The organism is Ruminococcus flavefaciens (assembly GCF_900116855.1).
GTDB classification, from domain to species: domain Bacteria; phylum Bacillota; class Clostridia; order Oscillospirales; family Ruminococcaceae; genus Ruminococcus; species Ruminococcus flavefaciens_R.
This window is the reverse complement of sequence record NZ_UETD01000017.1, coordinates 1-11,489: the sequence shown is the minus strand read 5'-3', so window position 1 is coordinate 11,489 and position 11,489 is coordinate 1. Positions and strand designations below refer to the sequence as shown.

At 40.4% G+C, this 11,489-nt stretch carries 11 protein-coding genes; 4 read left to right on the top strand and 7 right to left on the bottom strand.

The features are described 5' to 3' along the window. Positions 1 to 7 precede the first annotated feature (7 nt). The gene (locus DSZ37_RS15890; protein WP_109727845.1) at positions 8 to 1,603 is read left to right on the top strand and encodes an ATP-dependent nuclease; all 1,596 of its coding nucleotides are present in this window, start codon (positions 8 to 10) and stop codon (positions 1,601 to 1,603) included. Between the two features lie 123 nt (positions 1,604 to 1,726). On the opposite strand, the gene DSZ37_RS15885 is transcribed toward DSZ37_RS15890, so the two are convergent. Beyond that, positions 1,727 to 3,058 (bottom strand): ATP-binding protein, encoded by a 1,332-nt coding sequence (locus DSZ37_RS15885; RefSeq protein WP_109727844.1) that lies wholly within the window; start codon positions 3,056 to 3,058, stop codon positions 1,727 to 1,729. A 138-nt stretch (positions 3,059 to 3,196) separates the two neighbouring features. After that, the gene (locus DSZ37_RS15880; protein WP_109727843.1) at positions 3,197 to 3,688 is read right to left on the bottom strand and encodes an SLOG family protein; all 492 of its coding nucleotides are present in this window, start codon (positions 3,686 to 3,688) and stop codon (positions 3,197 to 3,199) included. Between the two features lie 140 nt (positions 3,689 to 3,828). Between DSZ37_RS15880 and DSZ37_RS15875 the strand changes: the two genes are divergently transcribed. The 3 genes from DSZ37_RS15875 (at position 3,829) to DSZ37_RS15865 (ending at position 5,397) form a co-directional block, all read left to right on the top strand. Further along, positions 3,829 to 4,071: a helix-turn-helix domain-containing protein gene (locus DSZ37_RS15875; protein ID WP_109727842.1), complete on the top strand. Its 243-nt coding sequence runs from the start codon at positions 3,829 to 3,831 to the stop codon at positions 4,069 to 4,071. Positions 4,072 to 4,234: 163 nt separating this feature from the next. Further along, entirely contained in the window at positions 4,235 to 4,924 is a 690-nt protein-coding gene (locus tag DSZ37_RS15870) for a M24 family metallopeptidase (RefSeq protein WP_109727841.1), read from the top strand. A gap of 17 nt (positions 4,925 to 4,941) precedes the next feature. Next, positions 4,942 to 5,397, top strand: coding sequence for a rhodanese-like domain-containing protein (locus tag DSZ37_RS15865; protein WP_181380345.1), 456 nt, complete (start codon positions 4,942 to 4,944; stop codon positions 5,395 to 5,397). A 209-nt stretch (positions 5,398 to 5,606) separates the two neighbouring features. On the opposite strand, the gene DSZ37_RS17820 is transcribed toward DSZ37_RS15865, so the two are convergent. The 5 genes from DSZ37_RS17820 to DSZ37_RS15845 all read right to left on the bottom strand — a co-directional run bounded on the left by DSZ37_RS17820 (position 5,607) and on the right by DSZ37_RS15845 (position 11,415). Then, positions 5,607 to 5,777 (bottom strand): hypothetical protein, encoded by a 171-nt coding sequence (locus DSZ37_RS17820; protein WP_181380344.1) that lies wholly within the window; start codon positions 5,775 to 5,777, stop codon positions 5,607 to 5,609. Beyond that, on the bottom strand, positions 5,758 to 7,071 hold the full coding sequence (locus DSZ37_RS15860; RefSeq protein ID WP_109727840.1) for a hypothetical protein: 1,314 nt from the start codon (positions 7,069 to 7,071) through the stop codon (positions 5,758 to 5,760). Before DSZ37_RS15860 ends, DSZ37_RS17820 begins: the two co-directional genes overlap by 20 nt. 209 nt (positions 7,072 to 7,280) lie before the next feature. Further along, complete coding sequence (locus tag DSZ37_RS15855) at positions 7,281 to 8,414, bottom strand: protein kinase (RefSeq protein WP_109727839.1); 1,134 nt, start codon at positions 8,412 to 8,414, stop codon at positions 7,281 to 7,283. A gap of 71 nt (positions 8,415 to 8,485) precedes the next feature. Further along, positions 8,486 to 9,655 (bottom strand): DUF6076 domain-containing protein, encoded by a 1,170-nt coding sequence (locus DSZ37_RS15850; RefSeq protein WP_109727838.1) that lies wholly within the window; start codon positions 9,653 to 9,655, stop codon positions 8,486 to 8,488. A 314-nt stretch (positions 9,656 to 9,969) separates the two neighbouring features. Then, positions 9,970 to 11,415: a transposase gene (locus DSZ37_RS15845; protein WP_109727837.1), complete on the bottom strand. Its 1,446-nt coding sequence runs from the start codon at positions 11,413 to 11,415 to the stop codon at positions 9,970 to 9,972. Positions 11,416 to 11,489 lie beyond the last annotated feature (74 nt).

Below are 11,489 nucleotides of genomic sequence, written 5' to 3'. Positions count from 1 at the left end.
GATATGTATGAAGTTTACAATTAAGGAAATACGTTTTAAGGATTATAAATCGTTTAAAGGAGATTATATATCACTAAAGCCAGAAAAAATCACACTTCTAATTGGGCGAAACAACTGCGGAAAGTCGAGTATAATAGATGTATTTGAATCAATAACATCCCCTTCTTTTTTCCATAAACACCGTTGTTCTATTCTAATTGATATTAACGGACAAAAGGTGAGAAATGAACCGTTCTCAGGGTATAAAGAATATATAGGCTATAAAACATATAGAATTGAGCCTATGAATAATACTTTTAGATGTAATTTAATAGAAGGTAATTACCAAACGAGCTATATTGATTCGGAGCCTCCCATTAGCAATTTCCTTCAAAGTATTTCTTTTAGAAGGCTCAATGCAGATCGTGATATTGTTCCGGAACCATATAATTCAGACTATCATTTAGATGAAAACGGCAATGGAGCTTGTAACCTGATCAATCAAATACTCACCAAAGAACAATTACCTGAAAAACTGATACATAAAAACTTGCTTGAAGCTTTAAATGAAGTAATGTATCCAGATTCAAAATTTGATGGTATAACAGTACAGAAAACAGCTGGAAGTGATAATTGGGAAGTCTATTTATACGAAGGAGATGACAGATATGCCCTCTCTAAAATGGGCAGTGGATTAAAAACAATAATCCTTGTTCTTTTGAATCTGCTCATTATCCCTGAAATAAATAAATACAATGATGAGCAGATACACTTCTTTGCCTTTGAAGAGCTTGAAAATAATCTTCATCCAGCATTACAAAGGCGCCTTTTTGACTATCTGTTTCAATACGGAAAAGATCATCCCAATGCATATATATTCTTAACAACGCATTCACATATTGCGATAAATACATTTGCCAATAAACCTGATACACAGATACTTCATGTCAAAAAAGAAAACGGTATTTCTACTATAGATACAATAGACAGCTTTATTTCAAAAACTCATGTATTAGAAGATCTGGATGTTAGAGCAAGTGATCTATTTCAATCAAATGGAATAATCTGGGTTGAAGGTCCATCGGACAGAATATATATCAAAAGATGGTTAGAAATATGGGGAGATAAAGAACTCATTGAGGGTTCAGATTATCAATTTTTATACTATGGCGGAAGATTGCTTTCACATTATACTACTAAAGAAACAGAAGATCTGATAAACATTCTGTCGACTAATAGAAATGCCGCTATTGTAATTGATAGTGACAAAAGATCAAAACAGGGACATATCAACGATACCAAAAAACGAATACAGAAAGAATTTGAAGAAAAAGGAATGCTCTGCTGGATAACAAAAGGAAAGGAAATTGAAAACTATCTTCCATATGGTGCTATTAATTCGGCATATTCTTCAAAACTCGAAACAAATTGCAAACAATATGAGCTTTTTCCTGAGTATATCGAAAGGGTATGCAAGAATTTTTCTTCTAAAAAAATTGAGTTTGCAAAAAATGTTTCACCATATATACTTGATAATGATGTAAGCAATGTTTTAGGTGTGAAAGAAATGATCATAGAATTAAGTGAAAAAATAAAAAAATGGAATCCTAAAATTCATGTGTAAGTATTATTATACTTCAACATATAATCACACATAATATTAAATCGAAATAACGAAGCCCTCCTGAAGATCTCACATAAGCGTGAGCTGTCGGGAGGACTTTTACTATCTATTTATTAATAATCATTATTTAGTTTGAAGGAACTCTTTAAGCAGGAATGCACAGAAATACGGAAATGAATATACATTATCCGAATAGCCGACGTTACCGTTGAACAGCTTAACTCCGAATTTAATATCAGCATATTTATCGGAGTTTATCAGCGTTTTCAGAGACTTCGCTCTACCATTTTCTGCCTTGACTTCAACAGGCACAAGCGAATCCTTAGTACGCATGAAGAAATCCTGTTCAAGTGTTGAGTCCTCACGGCGATAGTAATAGAGGTCGCAGCCGCTTTTAACAAGAGCTTCGCCAACGATGTTTTCATAGAGAGCGCCTTTATATACACCAAGGTTTTTATTTGCACGAAGATCGTCCTGTGCTTCGTCGTCGAGCATTGCCACCAGCAGACCGCTGTCTGCAAAATATAGCTTGAACTTATCCTCATCATAGTTACCCTTTAGTGGCAACTCAGGAAAGTTTAGACAGTAACATGGATTGACGATGCCAGCATCTACTAGCCAGTCTATACAGCCGCGGTAATCGCGGAAACGTGCTCCCGAAGCGACCTTTGATATCTGAAACTTCTTGTTCTTCTTTGCAAGCTGCGGAGCGATCCGATTGAAAACATTAAGAATACGAGTCTGGTCAACGCCTTCTGCGTATTTGCGAATATCCTCCTTGTAATCTGCGAGAAGCTGTCTCTGCGTATCAAGGGAGCCTTCAAATGTGCCGTTTTCTATATACTGCGAAACCACCGCAGGCATACCGCCAAGCACACAGAAGTCCAGGAATAAAGAGCGGCAAACCGAGAGCTCCAGCTCACTGAACGGCTTCTGATCAATCATGTGGCTGAACAGGTTTTCGCGGAATGAATCGTCATAACCTTTCGCCCAAAGAAATTCCTCAAAATCAAGCGAACGCATTATATAGTCTTTTTTGTAGCCTACGCTGTTGCTCTCGATTTTTCGGTAATTGATACCGAGCATGGAGCCGCTGCATATAACATCGAAACGGCCGTCCTGCTTGAAGAATTTGAGACTTGTGGCAATATCGGGAAAGCTCTGTATTTCGTCAAAAAATATGAGGGTTTTGCCGTCGATAAATTTCTTGGACGGATCGATGAGCGAGATGTTTTTTATAATATCGTCGGTTTTGTATCCGTCGGAAGTGATCATCGTGTATTTCGGTTCTTCAACAAAATTTATTTCAATAAAGCTGTCATAATTGTCAGCGGCAAAGTGCCTTATGGACTCAGTCTTGCCGACCTGACGCGAGCCTTTGACTATAAGCGGCTTCCTGTTTTGTTCGGATTTCCAATCTGCGAGAAACTTGTCTATTTTACGCGGTATATACATATACACTGCACCTCCTGTCCTCTCTATGATACAATAAACAGAGCCAAAAGTCAAGCAGTTTGCACATTTTTATAGTCATTAATCAACCATTTCGCGCAAAATCATAGCGAATAATTGCTGTATCGACACATATTTGTATTACAGTTGGTATGGCAGCGTGAATAATAACCGCTCGACTTTTATGCCGTTATTTTTCGCGTAGGAAGCTCCGTAACAATCAGTGTGTGTTCCGACTACAAGCAGCAGATCAGAATCATCTATCATATACTCATCTGCAAGATTGTAGCAGTTATCGGTGTAGTGATGTGAAATGATCTCAACATTATCTGAATCGGCGTGAAGTCTGAAGAAACGGTCACGGTGCTCCTCAACCCAGTTTGTAGATTGCTCCTCATATGGCATGGCGATGTTCAGCTCGATGTCGTTGTACATAGCCAATGCCGTTATTATTTCTCCGCACCACAGCGGCACTCCATACTCACAGTTAATCCAGAACCTGTCATACCCCTTGCAGTAAAGCTCCCATATCTTCTCTCGAAGTTTTGCTTTTATCTCGGGATATGGAGGTTCATTTTCATTTTTACAGACAAGCTTCAGTTCCTCGCCTGTTGATATGATCGTACAAGTCATAAAAATCACTCTTTCATAATATGGGATATATCGTATATTATAACACATTTCAACCAGATTTGCGATATATCCCATACATTTAATTCCAATGTTTGGTAATATTAAATATACGATATATCCCAAACGCTGGAGTGATTGTAATGAATGCTAAAGAAGCTGTCGCAAAACGAATAATAGAGCTGTGTGAAGAGCATGGCATTGCAATAAACGCACTTGCAAACAGTTCAGGTGTTTCGCCTTCAACTGTGTATAGTATGCTGAATGAAAAAAGTCAGAATCCCGGAGTAGTATCCATTAAGAAAATCTGCGACGGGCTCGATATTTCTCTTAGGCATTTCTTCGATTCTGACCTGTTTGATGACCTTGAACAAGAAATAAAATAACAGTATCCCTGTGACCAGAGCATTTTTATGCCTGATTACCGGGATTCTTCATTTATAACACCGGATCAGCAATTATTTCTTCAACTGACCATTGCATTATTGCAGATAAAATGATAGAATGTAGTTATCAGGAATTATCCCGGAACAGAAAGAGGGCAATCATATGAAATACTACGAAGTGCAGAAAATAGCGAAAGACACGATAGAATACATAAAAAAAGAGATACACACAGGTATGAAGCTGCCCGAGGTGCGTCGCCTCTGCGAGGATAAAATGCTTGCCTTAGGAGCAGATTCGTTCTGGTACTGGGACATTGGTGCATTTGTATTCTCAGGTGACGAGACCACAGTATCAGTCTCGGGCAGGGAGTATGTGACCTCCGACAGACCTATCGCTGCTGACGACATCATAACTATCGACCTCAGCCCGCAGAACGACAATATATGGGGCGACTACGCAAGAACGATAATTCTCGAGGGCGGCAAAGTAGTTGACGATATAAGCAGTATCCGCAGCGATGAGTGGCGGAACGGTCTGCTTATGGAGGAGGAACTTCACGCTGAAATGCTCAGCTTTGCGACTCCGCAGACCACATTTGAGGAACTGTATTTCCATATCAATCAGCTAATAACTAATCGCGGATTTATCAACCTTGACTTTCTCGGCAATCTCGGTCACTCGATCGTAAAGGACAAAAACGACCGTATTTACATTGAAAATGGCAACACTGCACTGCTCTCATCGGTGGACTATTTCACTTTTGAGCCGCATATCAGCGTCAATGGCTCGAAATATGGGTATAAGAAAGAGAATATTTATTACTTTGTGGACGGGAAGCTTAAAGAACTATAAGAAAGAAGGCACCTGTTATGGGAAACTCAAAATCACGGGGAGCAGTTCTTGCTGTTTTCGCCGTATTATTTATGCTGCTGTCAGCCTGCGGTAATGGGACAAGTTCGTCGGAAGGTGTTCAGTCGGAAGTCCAGACAGCAACGGCTTCTGCGGCGGCAAACTATCAGCAGATAACGCAGGAAAAGGCTAGGGAAATGATGCAGGCTGAGGACGGACACATTATCGTCGATGTGCGGCGTCAGGACGAATATGACAGCGGTCATATCCCCGGTGCGATACTTATTCCCAACGAGTCTATCGGTACGGAACAGCCAAAGGAATTACCCGACCTTGATCAGGTAATTCTCATATACTGCCGAAGCGGTCGGCGCAGCAAGGAAGCTTCGCAGAAGCTGGCTGATATGGGATATACACATATTTACGAGTTCGGCGGAATTATCGACTGGACCGGAGAGGTAGTCACAATCGAATGACGTTAACAGGAATATGATAAAATGAAAGAATAACTTATCTCTCATGTGAAGAATGCGAAAAGGCTACCGATGAAGTGTTGGGAATTTTTGAAACTAACTGATTTTTATGTATGTAAATCTATAGCAGACTAATTCCATGTAATACCCATACGGAAACAGTTTTTGCAACATAAAAAGCAAGCCGCAGGGTAATACCTGCGGCTTATGTTTTACCAATCGTCTTCGTCATCATCCAAGCGGCGGCGTTCTTCTTCCTCTTCTTCACGGCGGTATTCGCTGTCGTCCCAGTTGTAGACGTATTCGCCCCTGTCCCAACTGTAACCATCTTTGTCTATGTATTCGTAATCGCCGGAATCGTAATTATAGCAGTATTTTGGCATACTTTTCACCTCCCAGTGAAATGATCCTGTTATAACACTTGTTGAGTTCTTTTACAAGTGATTTAATTTCAGCTGAGCCTTTTTTACTTGTTACTTTGCAGATATTGGTGATGATATCGTGATACTGTCCATTATTACGATAATGAAAGGATATATAATTGCATTCGTCAACATTAAACGTTGAATATATATACGCATAATTATCGGCATTTTCTTTAAAACGCTTTATCATATTTGCATCATTAACGCTGCAGCCTGTTTCGGTGCATACTTTTATGAGCCTCTCCATTTGTTCAGTCTGAGAATCATGATGCAGTTTACAAGCCATTTTTATCATATCATCGATTTTATTGAATGTATCTTTATTATGAGCTATGGCTTTCTTTAAAGCAACAGCTGCTGCTTTTTCATTTCCTATTTCAAGCATTTTTTCAATCACATCACTAAGGAATGGAAAAACAACAGTGATATTTTTATTATTGTAAATTCCGATAGTAAATTCATCTGAGAAATAATCAATGACTTTTTCGTTTTCGGAATTTGCAATCGCTTCGATCAAATCTTCATTTTTGTAAATAAAAGCAGGATTAATTCCATTCCATGTCAGTTGATGCATTTCGGGTATTTCTCTTGCACACAGTGATTCTAAAATATCGTAATCTTCGTTTTCTATTGCCAGTGCAATAGTTTGAGTTCTGAGTCTGTCTTGAAATCGTATTTCTGTAGGGAGGCGGTTCTCCGGATAGTTCTTGGCAAGCTCTTTAGGTTTTATAGATGTTCCTGCTCTATAACCATACATATCACAAACGTCTGCATTTGGATCAACAAACCAGATAAAGCCTTCATCAAGAAGATATTTCATAAAAGCATAGTTCTTGAATTCGAGAGCGTAGTCGATAACTGTTTTACAGTATTCATCACAATTGAGGAAAATGGTGTCCTCACGCTTCATATACTCGTCCCAGACTTTTCTGTCGTGTGACTGAGCAATTTCATAATTTGTGACATGATTTCTTGTTGGAGCATAACATTTTCCTGCCGAGAGTATCTCCTCACAGGGAACGCAGAGAAGCTCCGAGAGTATCGGAAGGTCGTGAGTCTGTATTTTCTTATCGCCTTTGAGAATTGCACCAAAACGATTTCTTTCATTTTGCAGAATAGTATCTGTTATTTCCTGATTTGAATATTTCAGTTTAAGGTAATCTCTGCAAAAATCAGCGGTTGTCTTATAGCCCCTTTCATCTATCAGTGCTTTAAGATGCTCGCCGATTTTCTTATCGTTCAGCTCATACATAGCTGTAACCTCCTTTTGAATTTCTACCATCATTATACAATGCTGACTCGGAAATTGCAATCACAAAAATGTGTACACTAAAAATGTACAATAACAAGCTTGTACACTTTCAGTGTACAAGGTATGATAATTCTTGAATATTTGATAATAACTAAGCCGCAGGGTAATCCCTGCGGCTATTATACTATTAGACGATTTGAACAGCTTGTTTACTTCAGCAATTCCTGTGCACGTTTGTGTATCTGCTCCTCGATGAGTTTCAGTCGCTTACTATCAAGATTATATCTTGAATGGCGCTTGAAGCGGAAGTCGAGCAGACTGCGAAGTCTGTCTCTGTGCCTGTTGCTTAGCACCTTTTTCGCAGTGCCGATGAAGTCGTCATAAACGCACGGTACAAGCGTATCCGCATAATCGCAGAGTGCTTTACCTGAGGCGAGGTCGTCCCTGCCTGCAAGATTGAAAAGTGAGTTACCATGGTCGAACAGCGGTGCAGGAGCAGCTATCTTGTTTGTACGGTTATCCACCAGAAATCCGAAGTTCCCGAAATGCCGGTCTACGTTGCAGATTATTGCGTCAAGCACAAGCATATCATCAAGCGCATTTATGAACTCCTCGCCCAGCGACTCGTAATATTCACGGACAGCTTTCATACTGCCCTTGCTGACAAGTCTGCCTATCGGCATAAAGGAGTAGTCCTTGCTTGTGAACAGTTCGCAGGTGGAACACAGTTCACCCTGCCATTTTGAAAGCCCATAGGAGATAGCGTTGATACCCAGAGCGTCTGCTATCTGAGCAGCGTAAAATTCCGAATATGGCTCATTGCCTGTATTTGAAGCTCCGCTTGTTCCGCCTTTGTAAAGTCTGATAACTCCGTTCTCTCTGCGCCAGCACTTAGGCAGCATACCGTTAGTTGTGAACTCAGGACAGGACGCCAGAGATGTTCTCACAGAGCTGCCATAGCCTGTGAAGGCGATAAGTCCCAGCACTCTGCTGAATCTGTTATCATAAAGGTTGTACTCGGCAAAGCTGCCCTTAAAGCCTTCCTCAACCACCCAGTAGCAGTCATTCAGCGACAGTCCCTTTGATACGCTGAGTATGCTCATAGGACGGTTGAGGTTGAGTCCGCACTTGCTGAGAAAGCTGTGGACGTATGCACGATTCTTCGGAATAGTCCTGTGCCTCAGCCAACGCGAAACGCTGTCGCCGTCAATATTCATGTCAAGAGGCAGTAACGCCTTCTTTTCTTCGTTCACCCAGAGTATTTCTATCTCGGGCGTGCTTGTATCCTCAGTCGCTGTGAACCTCATTAGCGGAGTATCAAAGAGCCGCAGTTCATATGCCATGTTACCGCCTCCTTTCGTTTAATGTAGTTATTATACCACAACAGAGCGATTTAATCAAGAGCCATGTCATGCTATATTCTCATTAACCTCTGATACTCTTCCATCTCCAGCTCGCCATCAGCAGCCTTCTGCCGCAGCTCAATGGCATACTCTCCCCACTCAGCAAACTCTGACTTGCTCATCTTCTTTTTCATAAAACGAGCGTAGTGCTGCTTGTATGCACGATTGTATATCTCCCACACAGGATCATTCTTGAGCTTGTCCTTAAAGGTGTGACGCATTGAGATGTCACGGCAGGACTTGGGCGGATTACTGCTTATGAGTCGCTTGCAGTAGTGGGAGAAGGTGGTATGCTTCATGATGAACCAGCGTCCGCAGTTGCGGCACTTGACAGGCATAAACTTCTCCTCAATACACTTGAACAGCTCAAAATACAGAAAGGCTCCCAGCGATGTGAAACGATAGGTCTCACAAAGTATGGGACCTTTTTTCGTTTCGATAACCGTATGTCCCATGCACATACTGCCGCTGGACTCCAGATTCATATACGAATTGCTGAGATTATGTGTTGCGGTAAACTTCTGGAATACTTCGATGACCTTTTCGGTTGAAGGATAGCTGTTGTGGTCACAGAGTTCGTCAGCGAATGGCATAAAAACATTTTTTACTCGCAGCAGGTCTGCAACAAATGTTTTAAATTCATCAGCTATCCTTCTGATATGTGCAATGAATTCTATCGCATACTGCTTTTTCTCAGAATCATTCAATGCTTTCTCATCATCAAGATGATAGTCGGGAAGTCGTTTCAGTTCGTTGAGATTTTCGCTGATATATCCGTCGTCTACTCCTTCTGACCTGTCTATAAAATAATAATCGTCATCGTCTTCATTGTATTTTTGCCCTCTATAATAATTCACAAACAGGTCATCATAATATGCAAACAGGTTTTGCAGAACACCTCTGCGGAAGTGTTGCTTGTCATACGGCGGAAGCTTCTTTGCGATATCAAAGATACGCTCATAAGCGTCTTCAACCTTTTGTGCTCGCTCACCGATCGCATACGGTTGATACTCAGAACCGATGTTCAGCTGCGGTTTTGCACGTTTACAAACATCATAAATATCTTCCAGATCCTTTATATTTGCTGAAAAATAGCGCAGAAGTATTTCTCCGAGTGGATATTCCCTTCCGTCTGACAAATAAATCTTGCGGTCGTGGTAGTGCGCTTCTATCTCAAACATAGCTTCTCCTTTCAGAATTTGTGTTCGCAGTCGTCATTGAAGTCGTTCGGACTTATTAAAATATAAAGCGTCTATATTCCGTCTTCAAATTTGAATGTTCACAAAAAGTTTACAATTAATAGATAATAAATCGAAACTGATAGAGTTATTATACAACATCTATTGACTTCTGTCAAGGTCTGGTGTATACTGAACACAGTTAAGACGTCCGGACAACTCTTGACATCACAAGTAAAAACTCGAAACGCGAAAGGAAGATGTAGATGAAAGATTTGAACGTTATCAACTGCACAGCGTACTCTAACGGTATCAACTCACCGATGGAGTATCTCAACGGTGCTGTTGACAAACTGGTATTTTTTCAATAAAAACAGTCCGAATAGCTTTCGGACTGGAATAATAGCTGAATATTGAAGTAAAAATAGTATCTCTACAAGCCTTTTTAAGTTTAATGCGCATGCCGATAAGAGGCATTGCTCAGTAACTCGTTCAATGCCCCTCTTTCGGGTGCGTCTTAAATTATGTCGTTCTTTTTGATGAGAGAAATTTCCCTCGCACCATATTTTTCGCAGCCGCATAGCTTCATAGTACTCAGGCGTTCCGGCATGTTGCATTTGTTTTTCTTTGGCTTCTTCATGAAGATGACGTTCAATCCGTCTTCCAATTTTCGACTTACCTATACATTTTTCCTTATGTGGACAGTTTTGACACTCTGATTTTTTGGCAGCATAACGTTTTACGCCTTTACCTTTGCAATAAGATGAATACTTTAGTATTCTCCCTGCGGGACAAAGATAACAATCATTGTCGGTATCATATATGAAGTTATTTGGCGAGTATTCTTCAGTATAATTACAGTTAGGAGTAGGTTTCTCTCGTTGCGGTATATATGCTGCAATATCTTTTTTTATCATTGCTTCATATACTTCTCGACTGTCATATCCGCCATCCGCACAGATTGCATCAGGATTGAAACCGAATTTTTCAATTTGGTACTCGATTCGTTTAACGTGAGGAACAGAATCCTTGATATTTCCAGCAGTAACAAAAACATCAGTAATCATTCCATGCTTTGAATCGCAGGTCTGATGATTCAGATAGTGAAATCCTGTAGGCTTTCCCGGACGCTTCATCAGTCCGCATTCAGGATCTGTAACGCTTTTGGTGATCTCTTTAGTTTTAGTAGTATCGTATTCAACAGGCTCTTTGATAAGACCGAGTTCATATGCCTCACGATCAAGCTTCTGTATATATTCACTTGGAGTATCAGGTACTTCAATGACTTCACGCAGGTCATTACGTGCATTCGCTCTGATGTGTGTAGAGTCAGTCAGAAGGAGCTTTCCGTCAATAAGACCTGCCTCGAAACACTTACGAACGATCTCATCAAAGACATCTCTAAAAATTGTTGTACCATCAAATTTTCTGCGACGGAGCTGTGAGATAGTTGAGTGATCCGGAACACGTTCATCAAAGTCAATTCCTAAGAACCAGCGGTAAGCAATATTTACGGTGATCTCCTGTTCAAGCTTACGCTCAGAATCGATACCGTAGATATATCCAATTAATAGCATTTTTATCATTACAACAGGATCAATCGAAGGTCTTCCTGTATTTGAATACAGGTCAGCTACCTTGTCATAGATGAAATCAAAATCTACAAGTCTATCCAAATCTCGCAAAAAATGCTCCTGTGGCATTAGTTCTTCAAGTGTCACAAATGACATTTTCATTTGCTTGCTTTCAGCTCTTTTTAACATCGCTGCTACCTCACTTTCGACACTTATATTATACCATATTCAGCACTCAATGTCGAGGGTTTGTCAACAGCACC

Coding starts and splice junctions, on each gene's coding strand:
- DSZ37_RS15890 (WP_109727845.1), top strand. CDS start 8: ATGAAGTTTACAATTAAGGAAATACGTTTTAAGGATTATAAATCGTTT.
- DSZ37_RS15885 (WP_109727844.1), bottom strand. CDS start 3,058: ATGTATATACCGCGTAAAATAGACAAGTTTCTCGCAGATTGGAAATCC.
- DSZ37_RS15880 (WP_109727843.1), bottom strand. CDS start 3,688: ATGACTTGTACGATCATATCAACAGGCGAGGAACTGAAGCTTGTCTGT.
- DSZ37_RS15875 (WP_109727842.1), top strand. CDS start 3,829: ATGAATGCTAAAGAAGCTGTCGCAAAACGAATAATAGAGCTGTGTGAA.
- DSZ37_RS15870 (WP_109727841.1), top strand. CDS start 4,235: ATGAAATACTACGAAGTGCAGAAAATAGCGAAAGACACGATAGAATAC.
- DSZ37_RS15865 (WP_181380345.1), top strand. CDS start 4,942: ATGGGAAACTCAAAATCACGGGGAGCAGTTCTTGCTGTTTTCGCCGTA.
- DSZ37_RS17820 (WP_181380344.1), bottom strand. CDS start 5,777: ATGCCAAAATACTGCTATAATTACGATTCCGGCGATTACGAATACATA.
- DSZ37_RS15860 (WP_109727840.1), bottom strand. CDS start 7,071: ATGTATGAGCTGAACGATAAGAAAATCGGCGAGCATCTTAAAGCACTG.
- DSZ37_RS15855 (WP_109727839.1), bottom strand. CDS start 8,414: ATGGCATATGAACTGCGGCTCTTTGATACTCCGCTAATGAGGTTCACA.
- DSZ37_RS15850 (WP_109727838.1), bottom strand. CDS start 9,655: ATGTTTGAGATAGAAGCGCACTACCACGACCGCAAGATTTATTTGTCA.
- DSZ37_RS15845 (WP_109727837.1), bottom strand. CDS start 11,415: ATGTTAAAAAGAGCTGAAAGCAAGCAAATGAAAATGTCATTTGTGACA.